Raw genomic sequence first — 17321 nt, forward strand, 5'->3', positions numbered from 1 at the left:
AAGCGACCACGAACCGCCAGAAGTGGCAAAAGAAACCACAGCGTTAATGGCTTGCTTTTGTAGATAACGGATGTTATATTCAGGATAATCCTTCTTATCCAGAATATAAGGTGCTGTATTACAATGAATGAAACAAATTTTCAAAAAATTGATCTTGGGCCGGACTTCGAGCGTTGGGTAGAGCGACTAAGTGGCGAAGGTAAGTCAGAAGCAACGAAACGCGCATACATACAAGGCTTGAGGCGAACGGCCAAACTCTTGTCACCAAATGGTGGTTTCAACCCATGGGAGGTTGGCGACGACAAGGCGGTCCTAACTGAGAAATCGATTGACAGTCTCATGTCGTGGATGACGGCCAATAAGTTGAAACCACAAACTATGAGTACGACGTTAACCGCCCTTAAACATTTTCTGGACTGGACTGCTGCCGAGGTAGAAGAAACGCTCCGTAGAGAGGACCCACAGCGCATCTACGAAGGAAAAATGTTTGAATGGCCTATTAAGTGGGAACAAGTGCGAAAGACCTACAAAAAAGCCCTCTCTGCGCCGGAGCGGGCGCCCTCGCATTTGCGCGATACTGAGGTTATTGATCTCTTTGCAGCAGCTGGACGTTACCCACAAAAAGGAGACAAGGGGGAGCGAGTACGGTGGCCGGTTCGCGATCAAGCATTAATCATGCTTCTTATGTGGGGCGGGCTCCGAGTGGCTGAAGTCTGTAGTCTCAAAGTGAGTTCAGTTTTGAGAAAAGATGAGAACGGACAGCGGATGCTGCGAATAATTGGCAAGGGGAAGAAGATGCGCCTACTCCCCCTCTCCCCCACAGCAGAAGATTTTCTTGACCGGTATTTAGAGAAACGTGAAGACATCCCGGAAGTTGACCTCAAAAAGGACCCGCTTTTGGTCGACATTAATGGTAAAGGTTTAACCGCAAACAAAGTGACCTATCTCATGCAATTGTTGTATAAAGATGCCAAAGTGTCCGCCCCAGAAGGCGCTTTGGTACATGGTCTACGACATACCGCAGCGATCCAGTTGATCGGCGAAGGAGTTTCCGCTAATGAAGTACAAAACTGGCTCGGCCACAGTTCCCTCGAAACTACCGGTCGATACACCAAGGTAGTAGCCGTTGAGTTGGCCAAAGCAGCAAAAAAGTCGGGAATGAATAAAGTAATGAAAAATGCACCTATGAGTGAAGAGAAACAATGACTTATACCAAGGGGAAACTTCTGGTGGCGGGGGCGGCTTTAGAGGATCGTCACTTCAACCGGACGGTCGTTTTTATGCTTGAACACGACCATCAAGGTGCTTTAGGTGTGGTGCTGAACGACCCCATGTTGGTGCATCCCGAGGAAATCATTAAAGACTGGGCCGACCAGTTCGAAGACCAAGCGGTTATCTATCGGGGCGGCCCGGTAGCCACCGACGCCGTAATCGGTATTGCCCGTACTCAGGCAAGCAGCGAAAAGTCTTTGGTGGGCCGGGTGGAGATTATTGACCTGCACCTCTCGCCCGCCGAACGTTCCGACGTTAAACAGATACGGGTTTTTGCCGGTTACGGAGGTTGGTCGGCCGGTCAACTTGAGGCCGAAATCGAAGAAGGCTCCTGGTTGGTTCTCGAAGCCCAAGAAGACGATATTTTTCACCCCGAGGCCGACACGCTGTGGACCAAAGTGCTCACCCGGCAGGGTGGCCTAGTGGGTCGCATGGCGCAAGCACCCGACGACCTCTCGCAGAACTAATCGCTTACCACCACTAAAGCCCCCAACGGCAAAGCAAAGAGTGCTTCGGCAACCTCCGGGGCTACCCGCAGGCAACCCAACGAAACGGCTTGGCCTAGGAGCGACAGATCGACAGCCTCGTGGATGGCCACCGCAGGCACTCCCCCATCGACAATGGGCAGCACTTCTGAAAACCCTGAGGTCCCGAGAATCCGGTGCCCGAACACCGGGTCTTGGGCGGTCAGCGTTTCTTTATGGATCAAGAAAAAAGTACCGACCGGGGTCGGGCTGTCTACAGCGCCAATGGCTACTACGGCATCGGCAATCAACTCCCCGTCTAACCAAGCCTGCAAGGTGTGTTCACCTAAATCAATTTCTACCCGGGCGGCGTGTGTTGAGAGTTCGACACTAGACCGGAGCACCCAACCGGTGGTGCCGTTGGGTTTTACCGGCAAAGCTACTTGGAGCCAGTCGGGGTCTGAATCGTCAAGCACCCGAACTACCCGTGGGCCATCGCCGGGCCCGGGCGACAAAAACTCCCACCAAGGGTCGCCCCCGGGTTCTCGGTAGGTGACCAAAGAGTCCCCCAGCGCGGTAGCTACCTGCACCCAGTGATTGGCGGGGATTTCCACCAGTGTGGTGGTTGATGAACTGGTGGATGTTGTGCTGGTGCTCGTGTTACCCGCCGGGGTGGTGGTTGAAGGGGCTTGGGCGGGTACCGGGCCTCGGTTGGCCATGGTGGCCCATGCAGAAGGCTCAGGATCTCCAGAAGCGCTACAACTCACTATCAAAGCAGTGAGCAGGCCGACGGCCATCCATCGTCGCATACTATTTTCTAGCCGAAATAAGCGCAGGTTTCACGGCGAAGGCCTCAGCCACACCTTGCCAGTGGCTGCAGGGGTAAATAACGGCGGGCTAAAAACGGGGAAAGGCTTGGACATATCGTGGTCTTTAAGCAACTCCACCAGCACTCCAGCAAGTGCTCGAGTGTCATCAAGTGCCTGGTGGGCATCGACCAAGGGAACCCCCAGCGACTCGGCTAGAGCCCCTAACCGGCCGGGACGGCCTTGCTCGCGGGCCATGGCCAAAGTATCTAAGGCGGCAAGAGGCAGCGGACCCAGGTTGGCTCGTTCCCACTCGGTAGAAACAAACTTGACATCAAAACTGGCATTGTGAGCCACCGGAATGCAACCGTTGAAGAGTTCAGCGAGGTCGCCGGCGATTTCTACAAAAGTGGGTGCTCCAGCCAGCATGGAAGCAGAAATACCATGAATGTCGGGGCGCCCCATAACACTGGTGCCGGCATCCACTAATGAACACCATTCGGTGAGCACCTTGCCTTGGGCGGTTATTTGAACCACGGCGATTTCAATAATGTGGCCCGCTGAGGCATCCAAACTGGTGGTCTCAACATCAAAACACGCAAAGGGAGGGGTCACGTCCTAAACCGTAGCCGCCCGGTGTGATAGTCCCGGTTACTAGTTTTCATGCACCTACCCGCTAGGTTCTGCCGGTGACCGAACTTACTGCTCCCAATCATTCCGTTTTACAACGTCGGACCATCCGCACACTGATGATGGGTTTGGTGCCCGGAGGGGCGGCGTTAAGCGCTGCGTACTCCACAGCAGCGGTATTGGGTGAAGAACTCACTGGATCAGAAACCCTGGGCGGATTAGCGGCTGCCGGCATGACCACCGGTGCCGCTTTGGCTACGCTGCCTCTGGCCAAGGTGATGGCCGCTCGGGGCCGACGCCCTGGGTTGATGTTGGGCTATGGCTTGGCTGCGGTGGGCGCCTTGCTGTCGGTGGGGGCCGCGGTAAGCGGTGTGTACGTTTTGTTGCTCCTCGGGATGTTGGGGGTAGGCATCGGAAACGCCGCCAACCTGGCCTCTCGTTATGCTGCGGCGGATCTCGCCACCCCCGACCACCGGGCGCGAGCGATCGGCACCTTGGTCTGGGCCTCTACTTTTGGATCGGTTTTGGGGCCGACTATTGGCTTTGGTCCGGCAAAAGATTTTGCGAACTTTATAGGAATCCACGAGCTGGCCGGGCCGCACCTCTTTGCTGCTGTGCTCTTTACTGTTTCGGCACTGGTTGTTTTCTTTCGACTCAAGCCTGACCCTCTTGTGGTGGCTGGTGGTTTGGGAAAAGACGCTGCTGACCGGGGATTGAAGGAAGCGGCTAAGTCACTTTTTGCTTCTCCGGTAGGGCGTCTCTCGGTTGGGTCCATGGTGGCTGGCCACTGGGTGATGGTGGGGGTTATGACCATGACCCCGTTGCATCTCAAAGCGGGCGATCATAATTTGGAAGTAATCGGTTTTGTTATCTCGTTGCACATTATTGGCATGTACGCCGCTTCTCCGGTGGTGGGGTGGCTCACCGACCGCATTACCGCTCCCCCGGTGATGGCTATGGGTGGGGCGCTGCTTTTTCTGGGTGCGCAAATGGCGGCCAATACTCCGGCCCAAGAAAGCGACGGGATCTTTTTCGGATTGTTCTTTATCGGCTTGGGTTGGAGCTGTGGCCTGGTGGCCTCCTCCGCCTTGTTGGCGGTGACCTTTGACGGACCCGATCGAGTGCGGGTGCAGGGCTTGGCCGACCTCTCTATGACCACGGCTGGAGCCTTGGCGGGAGTGAGCGCAGGGCTGGTGGTGGCCGCTACCAGTTATCAGACACTCGGTGACATTGCCTCAATAGTCGGGTTGTTGCCCATCCTAGGTTTTGTTGCTTTGATGATCTCGCAGCGCAAAGCCGCCAGCGCTGCCTGATGTCTGCTCCCCCGGTACTTCTGCTCCATGGATTCGGTACGTCGTTTTCTGCTACATGGGAAGGCAACGGTTGGACAGAGATTTTGGCGGAAGCAGGCCGGCAAATAATTGGCGTTGATTTACTCGGCCATGGCCAGGCTGCCAAGCCGACCGACCCGGAGGCTTATCGAGCGGTGGCTGATGAGGTTCTCAAAGAGTTGCCGAACGAACCGGTTGATGTGGTGGCTTTTTCTTATGGGGCTCGTATTGCGTTGGAGTTAGCGGCGCTTTACCCGGAGCGCTTTCACCGCTTGGTGGTGGGCGGGGTAGGCCAGAATCTTTTTCGCCACGAGCCAGAACGGCGAGCGGCCCTGATCGAAGCAGTGCGCACCGGTCAGGCCCCAGATCCTGAACTACGGTATTTTGCCAACCTGCCTGAAGCTCCCGGGGCGGAACGCTTAGCTTTGGTGGCTTTTTTAGAGCGGCCGGTTGACCAAGAAATGAACGAAGAACTTTTGAGCAAAGTTACGGCCCCTGTTTTGGTGGCTTTGGGTGACCGAGATTTTGCCGGCCCCGGCCAACCGTTGGTGGATGCCTTGCCGCAGGGTGAGTTAACGACCTTGCGTGGCCTGGATCATTTTGCCACACCGAAAGATTTTGGTTTCCTTGACGCCGCTTTGACTTTTTTAGACGCCCACCCCTTTTAGGCCTTCCGCTAAAAGTTCGTGCTGTGGGGACAGTCCCCGTGGCACGAACTTTCCTTTTGGAGAGATGAGCAGAAACCGGCAATGGCGCCGTGGATTAGCGAAGGGGGGCAGTGGTGGGCTGAATGGGTGCCGGAAGTTGGCTGCTGCCCGTGAGGAAGACATCTACCGCATGGGCGGTCGAGCGGCCTTCGGCGATGGCCCAGACGATGAGCGACTGGCCACGCCCCATGTCACCGCACACGAACACGCCGTCTACGTTGGTGGCAAAATTTTCGTCGCGAGCCACGTTGCCTCGGGTGTCAAGGGCTACGCCTAGTTCAGCCAAAAGCGGACTCTGCTCGGGCCCGGTAAAGCCCATGGCGAGCAAAACCAAATCGGCAGGAAAGTCTTTTTCCGTGCCGGGTACCGGCTCAAAACTCATGCGGCCCTCAACGAATACTTGTTCAACTTGGTGGGTACGTAACCCAGTTACCTGGCCGTTTTCGCTCAAAAACTGTTCGGTATTGATAGCAAACTGGCGCTCGCCGCCTTCTTCGTGGGCCGAAGAAACCCGATAAATCATGGGCCAGGTAGGCCACGGGTTGGCTTCGGGGCGGTCATCAGATGGCCGCGGCATGATCTCGAACTGCTGGACCGAAGCGGCCCCCTGGCGCAATGAAGTACCTAAACAGTCGGCTCCAGTGTCTCCCCCGCCAATAACCACAACGTGTTTTCCGGCCGCACTTACCGGCGGGGCATCAATGTCGCCTTCAACAACTTTGTTTGCGCCGGGAAGAAACTCCATGGCCTGCATAATACCGGTGTTCTCTCGCCCGGGAATAGGCAGGTCACGCCACTGGCCCGCACCCCCTGCTAACACGACGGCGTCGTAGTCGGCACGCAAATCCTCCACCGAGAAATCGACGCCCACCTCGGTATTGGTGCGGAACTCGGTGCCTTCGGTTTCCATCTGGGCCAAGCGGCGATCCAGATGATGTTTTTCCATTTTGAACGAAGGAATGCCGTAACGCAGTAAACCGCCGATGCGGTCAGCTTTTTCGAACACGCTTACTTCGTGTCCGGAACGAGTGAGTTGCTGAGCGGCCGCTAAACCAGCAGGCCCGGAGCCCACAATGGCGATACGTTTTCCGGTGAACTGGTCGGCAATCGCTGGGATGATCCAGCCCTCGGCCCAAGCCCGATCAACAATGCTGACCTCTACTTGTTTAATAGTGACCGGTGGTTCGTTAATACCAAGGACACAAGCAGATTCGCAAGGTGCAGGGCAAAGCCGTCCGGTGAATTCGGGAAAGTTGTTGGTGGCGTGCAATCGGTCAAAGGCCGCTTTCCATTGCTCTCTATAGACCAAATCATTCCAGTCAGGTATCAAGTTCCCTAAAGGGCACCCGTTGTTACAAAAGGGAATCCCGCAGTCCATGCACCGGCTGGCTTGTTTTTGCAGGTCTTCGGCGGGGAACGGTGCGTTTACTTCTCGCCAGTCGCCTAACCGCACCGGCACCGAACGGCGTTCCGGAAGCTGTCGATCGTGGTTTAGAAACCCTCGTGGGTCGCCCATAGCGTCTCCTATACCCGAGAGGAAGCCATGATGGCGGCTACCTCGTCTTGTCCGGCGTTTCGTGCTGCTGCGGCAGCCTCTAACACGCGTTTGTAATCGGTAGGCATGACCTTGACAAAGCGGGCTGCGGGGGTTCCCCAGCGGCTTAAGAGTCGTTCGGCCACGCTTGACCCGGTTTCTTCTCCGTGGCGGGCAATCACTTGCTGTAGCCACGCCAAGTCTTCGTCAGAGGGGCTCTCTAAGAGAACCATTTCTAAGTTCACGGAGTGAGTGAATTCGCCCAGAGGGTCAGCTACGTAAGCGATGCCGCCAGACATGCCGGCAGCGAAGTTGCGTCCGGTGGGCCCCAATATGACTGCTCGGCCGCCGGTCATATACTCGCACCCGTGATCGCCGATACCTTCAACAACCGCTAAGGCACCGGAGTTGCGTACACAGAACCGTTCCCCTACTTTGCCGCGGATGAAAGCTTCGCCGCTGGTGGCTCCGTAAAGAAGAACGTTGCCGGCGATGATTTGCTCTTCGGCCACAAAAGAGGCGTCGCTGGGTGGTTGTACGACGAGTCGCCCACCGGAGAGCCCTTTGCCGACGTAATCGTTGGCGTCACCGGTGAGGCGCAAGGTAATGCCTCGGGGCACGAAAGCGCCAAAACTGTTGCCGGCCGACCCCGCAAAATCTATGGTGATGGTGTTGTCTTCCAGCCCGGTGCCGCCGTGGAGGCGGGTGAGCGCAGAGCCCAGCATGGTGCCGGTGGAGCGGTCCACGTTAGAGATCGGGTGGCGGAGGTGCACGCTTTGCCCAGATTCAAGGGCGGGCTGAGCTTCTTTTATTAACGTTTGGTCCAATACGTTTTCTAATCCGTGGTCTTGGCCGGTGGTTTGACGGCGGGCCGCTCCGGGTTCCAAGACCGGTACATGAAGTATCGGTGAGAGGTCCAGCCCGGAGGCTTTCCAATGGTCTACGGCGCTTCGAACATCTAGCGATTCCACTTGCCCGATGGCTTCATCAAGGGTGCGGAAACCCAATTCGGCGAGCAGTTCACGTACCTCTTCGGCGATGTATTCGAAAAAGTTGACCACGAATTCGGGGCGGCCGGTGAAGCGTTTGCGGAGTTCGGGGTTTTGGGTGGCTACGCCTACGGGGCAGGTGTCGAGGTGGCAGACCCGCATCATGACGCACCCAGAAACCACCAAAGGTGCGGTGGCGAACCCGTACTCGTCGGCGCCCAGCAGGGCGGCCACCATGACGTCTCGTCCGGTTTTTAACTGGCCGTCGGTTTGAACTACTACTCGTTCCCGCATGCGGTTCAGAAGCAAGGTTTGCTGGGTTTCGGCGAGGCCGAGTTCCCAGGGCCCGCCGGCGTGTTTAACAGAGGTCAACGGTGAGGCCCCGGTGCCCCCGTCGTGGCCAGAGACTAACACTACGTCGGCGTGGGCTTTGGCGACCCCGGTGGCTACCGTGCCGACCCCTTGTTCGGCGACCAACTTGACGTGCACCCGGCTTTGCGGGTTGGCGTTTTTGAGATCGTAAATAAGTTGAGCTAAGTCCTCGATGGAGTAGATGTCGTGGTGAGGAGGTGGAGAAATGAGCGCCACTCCGGGGGTGGAGTGCCGGGTTTTGGCTATCCACGGGTACACCTTGTGGCCGGGAAGTTGCCCGCCCTCTCCTGGTTTCGCCCCTTGGGCCATTTTTATTTGGATGTCGTCGCTGTTAACGAGGTACTCCGAGGTGACCCCGAAACGCCCAGAGGCCACTTGTTTAATGGCTGACCGTCGCGAGTCTCCGTTGGCGTCAGGGGTGAAGCGTTCGGGGTCTTCGCCGCCTTCGCCGGTGTTTGATTTAGCCCCCAAGCGGTTCATGGCTACGGCCAAAGTTTCGTGGGCTTCTGAAGAGATCGACCCGTAAGACATCGCACCGGTAGAGAAGCGTTTTACGATTTCGCTGACTGGCTCTACTTCGCTTAGCGGTACGGCGGGTCGTTGGTCGCTGTGGAAGGTAAACAGTCCGCGTAAGGTGGCTAGTTCAGTTGATTGGTCGTTGACTAGTGCGGTGTATTCTTTGAACAGGTCGTAGCGGCCTTTTCGGGTGGCGTGTTGGAGGCGGAACACTGTTTCTGGGTTAAAGAGGTGGTGTTCGCCTTCTTGGCGCCACTGGTATTCGCCCCCAACTTCGAGGCTGCGGTGAGCGCGTTGGTGTGGGTTACTGGGGAAAGCCAGGTCATGGCGGAGCGAGATTTCTTTGGCCAGTACATCAAAACCGATTCCGCCGAGGCGACTGGTGGTTCCGGTGAAGCAGTCGTCGATGACTTCTTGGTTCAAGCCGATGCTTTCAAAAATTTGTGCCCCGGTGTAGGAGGCCACGGTAGCGATGCCCATTTTGGACATTATTTTCAAGAGGCCTTTGTCGCAGGCCGAGAGATAGTTTTTTCGTGCTTGTTCTTTGCTCATTTTGGGAGAAAGACCGTGGTAGCCACCTTCGATCATTTGGTCGATGCTTTCAAAGGCCATGTAGGGGCAAACGGCGGTAGCGCCGTACCCCAAGAGGAGGGCCATATGGTGGGTTTCCCGGGCGTCGCCGCTTTCTACTACCAGGCCGACCTGGCTGCGGCGGTGGGTGGCGATCAAATGGTGGTGTACCGCTCCTACGGCTAGCAAGGAGGGAATCGGTGCGGTGGTTGGTGTTGCTCCTCGGTCGCTAATCACGAGGATGCCTGCCCCGTCGTCTACTGCTTTTTCGGCGGCTTGTCGTAGCGCTTGGAGCCCTACTTCGAGCCCCTGGGTGCCTTCGCTTACCGTATACAGCGTGCTTATTTGGATGGTTTTTAAGGCTGCCGGGCGTTCTTCGTTGCGGAGGATTTTGGCTAATTGCGCTTCGGTAATAATCGGCCGGTTGAGTTGTATCTGTCGGCAACTCTCCGCTGAGGGTTCAAGGAGGTTGCCGCGTGGCCCCAAGGTGGCGCAAACGGCGGTTACCAGTTCTTCGCGCATGGCGTCAAGCGGCGGGTTCGTGACTTGAGCAAAAAGTTGTTGAAAGTAATCGTAGAGCAGTCGCGACCGGCCGGAGAGTACGGCCATCGGTGTGTCGGTGCCCATGGAGCCGATGGCTTCTTTGCTGTCTCGGGCCATGGGGGCCACCAACATCTTGAGTTGTTCGTGGGTGTAGCCGAACGTTAGTTGGCGCTGCTCTAAAGAGGCTGGGTCGATTATTTCACGCGTGGCCTCGGGCAGATCGTTGAGGCGAATCAAGTTTTCGTCTAGCCATTGGCGGTAGGGGTGCGTTTTGACGATCCCATTTTTGATTTCTTCGTCACGGATTATTCTTCCTTGTTCCATGTCAATGAGAAACATTTTTCCGGGCTCAAGGCGGCCTTTTTCGACGATTTGGTTGCTGGGTACGTCTACTACCCCAACTTCGCTGGCCATGATGACCAAGTCGTCTTCGGTAACCCAGTAGCGACTGGGGCGTAAACCATTGCGGTCCAATACTGCACCCATGACGGCGCCATCGGTGAAGGCAATAGAGGCTGGGCCGTCCCAGGGTTCCATCAAGGTGGCGTGAAACTCGTAGAAAGATTTTTGGTGGTCATCCATGGTGGCATGACGTTCCCACGGTTCGGGGATCATGATCATCATGGCTTCAGGCAGCGAATACCCGCCCATGGTTAAGAGTTCTAGGGCTTCGTCAAAACCGGCGGTGTCGCTGGCCCCTGGGGTACAGATGGGGAAGATGCGCTCCAGGTCGCCGGGCAGCAGGTCGGTGGCCAGTACGGCTTGGCGGGCTCGCATCCAGTTGCGGTTGCCTTGTACGGTGTTGATTTCGCCGTTGTGGGCCACCAGTCGGTAGGGGTGGGCTAGTGGCCATGAGGGGAAGGTATTAGTAGAAAAACGTGAGTGCACTAGTGCTAAGGCACTCTCGGTGCGTGGGTCGGCTAAGTCAAGGAAGAACTCCGCTAGTTGAGGGGTGGTTAACATGCCTTTGTAAATCATGGTGCGGGCGCTTAGCGACGGGAAGTAAATGCCGGTGTAGGCCGCTGATGCCCCGGCCATGCCGGCGGCTGGTTGGCCGGCCGTGCTGATCTTTATTTCGTGTTCCGACCGTTTGCGTAATAAGTAAGTGCGCCGGTCAAGCTCCAACCCCGCCAAAAGTTCTCCGTCGGGTCCGGCTGGAGCAGTCAGAAATACCTGTCGAAACATGGGCTGAGCTGCTTTGGCCGCCGGGCCGATCATGTGGTCAGCGATGGGTACCTCGCGCCAGCCCAAAATGGTTAGACCTTCCGCTTGTACCAACGATTCAAACTGGGCCACTGCCGCATCGGCCAACTCGAGGCTTTGTGGGAGAAAAGCAATCCCCGTGGCGTATTGGCCGGCGGTCGGCAAAGCAAAGTCAACGTCTGCTCGGTAAAGCCCATCCGGTACTTGCAACAGAAGCCCGGCTCCGTCGCCGGTATTGGTTTCTGCCCCTAATGCTCCCCGGTGCTGCATTTTACAAAGTGCGCCGATGCCCAATTGCACGATCTCATGGCTGGCCTGGCCGCGCAGATGGCAGACAAAGTTGACCCCACAAGCATCGTGTTCGAAAGCAGGGTTATAGAGCCCCTGGGCGGAGGGGAGGTCAAGGTTTTGTTGGCCGTGCTGAAAAATAACCGGTCTCCTGGGTGGATACTAAAAGGTTCGCTACCTGTGGAGCATCGTTGATCCGGAGCAGAGACTAATAATAGATGGTTTTCACTCATTCGCCTACCCGGGCGGCAGGCATTAACTTCTGGTATGAGTTTGGGGAACGCTTATGGCGCTGATGGGCAAACTAAACATAAAAATTCCGACACCCAAACACCACATTGCGGTAAATTCTTGCCAACATAGAGCACATGACTACCGCCGAACAAAAAACCGTCCAAAACCTGTGCGCTTTCATTGACGCTTCACCGAGCCCTTTTCACGTGGTGCAAACCGCCGCCAATCAACTCGCTACCGCCGGTTTTACCGAAATCTTCACAACTTCCGAAGCCGCCGGTGGCCACCCCGTGTACCTCCGTCGTGACGGCGCCCTCCTGGCGGCCGCCGGCACCGGAACCCAAGCCGCCAAAATCATTGGCGCCCACACCGACAGCCCCAACCTCCGTTTAAAGCCAAACCCCGACCAAACCGCATCCGGCTGGCGCTCCCTCGGCATAGAGGTCTACGGCGGAACCCTCAACAACACCTGGTTAGACCGCGACCTGGGCTGTTCGGGCCGACTAATTGTTCAAGACCCAGACGCCCTACGCGAAGTTTTGGTCTTGTTGGACCGCCCCGTAGCGCGAATACCCCAGTTGGCTATCCACCTTGACCAAGGGGTCAACGAAAAAGGTTTAATCCTCAACCGCCAACAACACCTCCGACCGTTGCTGGGCTTAGGCGATGGGCCTGGCCTGCTGGATGCACTAGCCCAACAAGCCGACGTAAACCCCGAGCACATCGTTTCTTTTGATCTGATGCTTCACGACCTCACCCCAGCCACCCTGGCCGGACTCGACCAAGAATTCATCAGCGCACCCCGACTCGACAACCAACTCTCCTGCCACGCCGGGCTAAACGCCTTGTTGACCGCCCACCAAAACCCCGGACCCAACGCCATGGTCCTGGCCCTCTACGACCACGAAGAAGTAGGAAGCACCACCGCCACCGGAGCCAGCGGACCCCTACTAAACGCCTTCCTCGCCGCCCGATGCTCTACAGAAACACTGGCCGCTCCAGAAACATTAGTTATCTCCGCCGACGGCGCCCACGCCACCCACCCCAACTACCCCGACCGCCACGACCCCGACCACCAAATATTTTTAAACCAAGGGCCCGTACTCAAACACAACGCCAATCAGCGCTACGCCACCGACGCCCCCGGCGCTGCCCAAATACACCAAGCAGCAGAAAAAGCCGGTGTACCTCTACAAACCTTCGTGAGCCGCAGCAACCTGGCCTGTGGGTCGACCATCGGGCCACTAACCGCCGCCGCCACCGGCCTACGTACCGTAGACCTCGGCGCCGCCCAACTCGCCATGCACAGCGCCCGAGAACTCTGCGGTAGCCAAGACCCAGAAATGCTGAAGCAACTCCTGGTTGCTTTGCTTTGCAACTAGCGGACGGTATCTAGAGGCGAGGCAACCGGTGACGGAGCGTGCGATACGGCGCCACCAGCATCAAAACCATAGGGAAAATCTCTAAACGCCCCACCAGCATCATGAACGCCAAAACCAGACGAGCCGGCGCCGAATAGCCATCCACAAACGAAGCAGTCGGCCCCGCATTTTGTAACGCCGGCCCCATATTGCCCAACGAACTAATCACCCCGCTGGCCGCCGTCAACAAATCGGTACCTAAAGCCGCCAAAACAAAAGTACCGCCCACCACCAGCATGGCGTAAATCACCATAAAACCGGCAATGCGCTCCACCAAGGAATCCGGGATGGGGCGACGCCCAAGAAACACCGGAAAGACAGCCCGGGGATGACGGAAACTCCGCAACGAGCGCCGAGCATGCGCTAACCCCACCTGAAGGCGCAACACCTTCACCCCGCCCGAAGTAGATCCCGTACAGCCGCCAAAGACCAGCAGGATCAGCAAAATAACCTGCGCTCCCCCGGCCCACAAAACAAAGTTCCCATCGCTCATGGTGCTGGTGGCGTTACCGAACCCGGTGCTGGTGCCCAAAGTAACCACATTGAAAACAGCGGCCCGGACCGAACGGCCAAAAGTCAAGCCGTTCGCAAAAAGTATCCAAATAACGGCGGCCGAAGCAGCGGTCAACATAAAAAGGTAACCCCGAAACTCCGGGTCGGAAAAATGAACAAGCCTCTTTTTGTTAAAAGACCGCCAATGGAGGGTGAAGTTCGCCCCACCAAAAATCATGCCCGCAATCAACACCGCCTCAATCGTGGCGCTATCCCAATAACCGATCGAAGTATCCCGAGTCGAAAACCCTCCCGTGGAAGCAGTGGTCAAAGCATGAGCCACCGCATCAAAAATACTCATGCCAGCAAACAAAAGAGCACCAGCCACCGCCGCCGTAAACACAAAATACAACTTCCAGAACCGCTGGGCAGTATCAGTAACCCGAGGTGCCAAACGATCAGCAGAACCAGTGCCCGGCGCTTCAGCACTCATAAGCCCCAGGCCAGAAGCCCGCAACGACGGCAAAATCGAAACAACCAACACGACAATGCCCATCCCGCCCATCCACTGCGTCAACTGTCGATAAAAAAGTATGCCCGCCCCTTGAGACTCAATAGGATTATGTGCCCCAAAAACGGTCGAACCCGTACAAGAAAACCCCGAAATCGACTCAAAAAGAGCATCGGCTACCTCCACCGGAAAACCAATACCCGGCCGAGCAAAAGTAGCAGCCAACAAGTAAGGCAAAGCCCCGAAAACCGAAACAATCAACCACGTGCCGCCCACCGCCGCAAAAATCTCCGCCTGCCCCGTCTTTCCCGTTTCTGTAGACAAACGAGCCACCGTGCCCACCGCCAAAGTAAACAAACCAGCAGCCAACAAAGGAACAATCGACCCACCGTCATTTAGCTCTAAAAACGAACAAAACACCATGCCCAAAGCCACAAACTGCAAGGCAATCCCCGTGATATGCCAAGTAGTCGACGACCAGCGCGGCGAAGAGGCAAGACGATAAGCGGTCATGAGCGTCTTAAATTCTTACGCACTCGACGGCCCGCAAAATGCAGTTTCTGCTGGGTAACGGCCACCACCGAGGTAGCAGTCACCAAGACAGGGAAAATAGCCATACGACCCGCCACCATGGCTGGTATCAAAACCAATCGGGAAAGCACGCCCCAGTTCGCCGGATCTTGAGGAATGCCGTCAATGCTGCGCACCGGGCCACCGGTAGCCGTGGCATGCACCGCCATCCCAAGAGCATCAACAACGCTGAAACCAGTAAGGGCGACCGCCAAAGACGTAGCGATCACCGTGGCAATAAACAAAAACTGCAAAACCACCATTCGTTCAATAGTGCGTTCGTCCACCGGCACGCCCCCCAACCGAAGCGGTAACACCATGCGAGGGTGAAGTTGTCGAAGCAATTCACGACGAGAAAGCCGAACCAAAGCCACCAAAGGCTGCAGATGAAAGCCCCCAGAGATTGACCCAGACATACCGCCAATGGCCGTGGCACACAAAATAGCTACCGGCACCAACGGCACCCAAGGGCCAAAAGGTTGGGCCGCAAAACCAGTGGTAGAAATAGCAGAGGAAGCAATAAAAGCGGCATGGCGAACACTGTCTAGGCCAAAATCCCCTGCGGAATAAATCAAAAGCAAGGCAAGCCCGAGGGTGCCCAGAAGATAAAACCGAAGTTCCATAGAGCGCCAAAGACCCTGAGTTTTGCGTTGAGCAAGCCGCCACAAAACAACCAGGCTGACCCCACTAAGCGACATGCCGGCAACGGCAATCCACTGAACCACGCCGCTGCGAAAAGGGTCCCCGGGAACAGCTAAACCGCCCGTAGAAACAACCGAAAGAGCCAACAAAAGCCCATCAAAAACACCCATGCCGGTTAGCGCGAAAGCCAGCCAAAGGACCAGAGAAAGAGGCAAATAGATAAAAAGAATATTTCTGGCCGCTTGCCCACCGCTGGGGGCCAACGGCAACATCCCGCTCTGCCCAACCCGGTCAGCGAGGTCACGCCCCGCACCCAAAGTCGGAATAATTGCCACCCCCAAAAGCAAAGTAGCGAGCCCACCCGTCCACTGCAGACCGGCCCGAAAAATCTGCGACCCTGCACTCAGAGCCTCAACGTTTACCCCGCTCAGCGCAGTCGTAGTAATGGCATTGGCAGACTCATAAAGGCCCAAAGAAAATGAAGGCACAGCCTCTGTGAGAACCATGAGATAACCAGCAGCAAAGATTACTGTCACCATGGCGACGGTAAGCCCGCCCAAAATATCGGCGCCCCGATGCCGCTCTGGTCGCTGGACAAAAGTCAATAAAACCCACCCGCACAGCAAGAGAAAAACCCCGGCCAGAAAAAAAGTCCCTCCGTGCGGAGCAGCAACAAGACGATTAGTGGCGGCGGCCAACAATGCGTTGCCGCCTACCGCCAAAAACCCAAGAGCAAACCCCAAAGCGCTGGCCGAACGCCATGACGACCACGTACGGCGAGTTTCATGACCAGAAAAGCCAGAAGCCAACCCCTCGGCAAATTTGAGGGAACTCACCCGAAGAGTTCGCTCACCCGGTCCGCCGACTCGGGAAGGGCAATAACAATCACATGATCACGGTCTCGCAGAACACTTCGACCGCGAGCAATCTGTGGTTTGCCATCACGCACAATGGCCGCTACCAATGCCTTATCCGGCACCCCAATTTCGGCAATAGTTTTACCTTCGCAGCGACTGTCATCGTGAATGGCGAACTCAAGGATTTCTGCTTCGCCTTGCAGAAAGGTAGCCACCTGGGCCACGTCACCGCGAACAAAACGCAGCACACTGTTTGCGGTAGCAGTACGGGGGCTCAAGGTGGCTCCCACATCATGGGCAGCGAGCAAGGGCATAAGCTTGAGCCGGTGCACCACGGCAATAGTCTGGGGCCCGCTTTTACCCTTGCCCCCTGAGGCTGAGCGGGTGCCAACATCTTGGGCATACAAACTGGCCAGAACATTTGCATCGTCTTCGCCGGTGAGCGCAACCACTACGTCTTGTTCCCCCACCTCGGCTTCTTCGAGCACATCTACATCGGTGATGTCACCATGAAAAATTGTTGTGCCAGGCAGCGACTCACTAAGCTCGGTTGCTCGTTGCAGGTTTTTTTCAATAATGGCCACGCTGATGCCTTCTTTGCCTAACGACTCCGCCAACATAGAGGCGGTACGACCCCCACCGAGCAACAAGGCGCGATCGGGCGAGTCAAAGGCGATTCCCAAACGATGGGTGACATCGTCCAAGGCCCGGTTTTTGCAAATCACCCGAATCAGGTCGCCTTCTTGCAGCGTTTCATCTTGGCGAGGGATAATGGTGGTTTCGATATCGTCACGGCAACGCGTAATAGTGCCCACGATGAAATCCCAATCGGGTTCGAGTTCTTTACCAAGGTCATGAAGAGAGACGCCAACGAAAGGGGCGTCGGCTTCCAAACGAGCGCTGATTACCACGACCTCTCCCCCGGCCATGTCAATCTTGTCAAGCGCCCCCGGGTATTTCATAAGGCGCTGCACGTCGTGAGCGATTTCTTGATCAGGGTCGATCATAAGAAACGACCCGGGGCTGCCTAAAAGTTTGCCCACCTCTTTGTTGCGTAGCCGTCGAGATTCAATGCGAACCACGGTGCGTTCAACACCCGCTTGACGGGCCAGCAAAGCGGCCACAATATTTGCTTCATCATTTTTGGTAACCGCCACCAGAAGTTCGGTGTCGGCAAGCCCCGCAGCACTCAAAGCATCAGGGTCAGTGCCGCTGCCATAAACCGTCAGCACATCGAGGCTGCTGTCGGTGTCGATTTCTCGAAACCGCTCCAGGTTGTTTTCAACCAAAGCCACGTCGTGTTGTTTGTTGAGACGTTCGGCAACATACGTGCCGACCTCTCCTGCTCCTACCACAATTATTTTCACGG

General features: G+C 56.5%; 12 protein-coding genes. 5 read left to right on the forward strand and 7 right to left on the reverse strand.

All coding sequences use genetic code 11. The features are described 5' to 3' along the window. Positions 1-123: 123 nt before the first annotated feature. Both EYQ49_08540 and EYQ49_08545 read left to right on the forward strand, forming a co-directional pair. Positions 124-1206 (forward strand): hypothetical protein, encoded by a 1083-nt coding sequence (locus EYQ49_08540; GenBank protein HIG25921.1) that lies wholly within the window; start codon positions 124-126, stop codon positions 1204-1206. Then, entirely contained in the window at positions 1203-1739 is a 537-nt protein-coding gene (locus EYQ49_08545) for a hypothetical protein (protein HIG25922.1), read from the forward strand. The genes EYQ49_08540 and EYQ49_08545 overlap by 4 nt, the downstream gene beginning before the upstream one ends. On the opposite strand, the gene EYQ49_08550 is transcribed toward EYQ49_08545, so the two are convergent. Both EYQ49_08550 and EYQ49_08555 read right to left on the reverse strand, forming a co-directional pair. After that, on the reverse strand, positions 1736-2545 hold the full coding sequence (locus EYQ49_08550) for a murein L,D-transpeptidase (GenBank protein ID HIG25923.1): 810 nt from the start codon (positions 2543-2545) through the stop codon (positions 1736-1738). The genes EYQ49_08545 and EYQ49_08550 overlap by 4 nt on opposite strands. Positions 2546-2575: 30 nt before the next feature. Next, positions 2576-3157: a 3'-5' exonuclease gene (locus EYQ49_08555; GenBank protein ID HIG25924.1), complete on the reverse strand. Its 582-nt coding sequence runs from the start codon at positions 3155-3157 to the stop codon at positions 2576-2578. A 74-nt stretch (positions 3158-3231) separates the two neighbouring features. Here EYQ49_08555 and EYQ49_08560 point away from each other — a divergent pair, with 74 nt between their 5' ends. Together EYQ49_08560 and EYQ49_08565 are read left to right on the forward strand one after the other, a co-directional pair. Further along, positions 3232-4485, forward strand: a complete 1254-nt coding sequence (locus tag EYQ49_08560; GenBank protein HIG25925.1) for an MFS transporter — start codon at positions 3232-3234, stop codon at positions 4483-4485. Further along, positions 4485-5171, forward strand: coding sequence for an alpha/beta fold hydrolase (locus EYQ49_08565; GenBank protein ID HIG25926.1), 687 nt, complete (start codon positions 4485-4487; stop codon positions 5169-5171). Before EYQ49_08560 ends, EYQ49_08565 begins: the two co-directional genes overlap by 1 nt. A gap of 94 nt (positions 5172-5265) precedes the next feature. Here EYQ49_08565 and EYQ49_08570 read toward each other — a convergent pair whose 3' ends face one another. Together EYQ49_08570 and gltB are read right to left on the reverse strand one after the other, a co-directional pair. Then, entirely contained in the window at positions 5266-6726 is a 1461-nt protein-coding gene (locus tag EYQ49_08570) for a glutamate synthase subunit beta (protein ID HIG25927.1), read from the reverse strand. An 8-nt stretch (positions 6727-6734) separates the two neighbouring features. Continuing rightward, positions 6735-11366, reverse strand: coding sequence for a glutamate synthase large subunit (gene gltB, locus EYQ49_08575; GenBank protein HIG25928.1), 4632 nt, complete (start codon positions 11364-11366; stop codon positions 6735-6737). Between the two features lie 227 nt (positions 11367-11593). Here gltB and EYQ49_08580 point away from each other — a divergent pair, with 227 nt between their 5' ends. Next, the gene (locus EYQ49_08580; GenBank protein ID HIG25929.1) at positions 11594-12841 is read left to right on the forward strand and encodes a M18 family aminopeptidase; all 1248 of its coding nucleotides are present in this window, start codon (positions 11594-11596) and stop codon (positions 12839-12841) included. 10 nt (positions 12842-12851) lie between these two features. On the opposite strand, the gene EYQ49_08585 is transcribed toward EYQ49_08580, so the two are convergent. From EYQ49_08585 to trkA, 3 genes are read right to left on the reverse strand one after another with little or no spacing between them, the layout of a single operon-like run. Continuing rightward, positions 12852-14396 carry a TrkH family potassium uptake protein gene (locus EYQ49_08585; GenBank protein ID HIG25930.1) on the reverse strand — a complete coding sequence of 515 codons (1545 nt, stop codon included), beginning with the start codon at positions 14394-14396 and terminating at the stop codon, positions 12852-12854. Next, positions 14393-15931, reverse strand: a complete 1539-nt coding sequence (locus tag EYQ49_08590; protein HIG25931.1) for a TrkH family potassium uptake protein — start codon at positions 15929-15931, stop codon at positions 14393-14395. Before EYQ49_08590 ends, EYQ49_08585 begins: the two co-directional genes overlap by 4 nt. Then, positions 15928-17319: a Trk system potassium transporter TrkA gene (trkA, locus tag EYQ49_08595; GenBank protein ID HIG25932.1), complete on the reverse strand. Its 1392-nt coding sequence runs from the start codon at positions 17317-17319 to the stop codon at positions 15928-15930. Before trkA ends, EYQ49_08590 begins: the two co-directional genes overlap by 4 nt. Positions 17320-17321: the final 2 nt, after the last annotated feature.

The sequence above is a fragment of the Acidimicrobiia bacterium genome (genome assembly GCA_012959995.1).
Classification (GTDB): domain Bacteria; phylum Actinomycetota; class Acidimicrobiia; order Acidimicrobiales; family MedAcidi-G1; genus MedAcidi-G2B.

Excerpts from the sequence above, each read along its gene's own strand:
- EYQ49_08585 (HIG25930.1), bottom strand. The coding sequence starts at position 14,396 with ATGACCGCTTATCGTCTTGCCTCTTCGCCGCGCTGGTCGTCGACTACT.
- EYQ49_08580 (HIG25929.1), top strand. The coding sequence starts at position 11,594 with ATGACTACCGCCGAACAAAAAACCGTCCAAAACCTGTGCGCTTTCATT.
- EYQ49_08545 (HIG25922.1), top strand. The coding sequence starts at position 1,203 with ATGACTTATACCAAGGGGAAACTTCTGGTGGCGGGGGCGGCTTTAGAG.
- EYQ49_08550 (HIG25923.1), bottom strand. The coding sequence starts at position 2,545 with ATGCGACGATGGATGGCCGTCGGCCTGCTCACTGCTTTGATAGTGAGT.
- EYQ49_08565 (HIG25926.1), top strand. The coding sequence starts at position 4,485 with ATGTCTGCTCCCCCGGTACTTCTGCTCCATGGATTCGGTACGTCGTTT.
- EYQ49_08540 (HIG25921.1), top strand. The coding sequence starts at position 124 with ATGAATGAAACAAATTTTCAAAAAATTGATCTTGGGCCGGACTTCGAG.
- EYQ49_08570 (HIG25927.1), bottom strand. The coding sequence starts at position 6,726 with ATGGGCGACCCACGAGGGTTTCTAAACCACGATCGACAGCTTCCGGAA.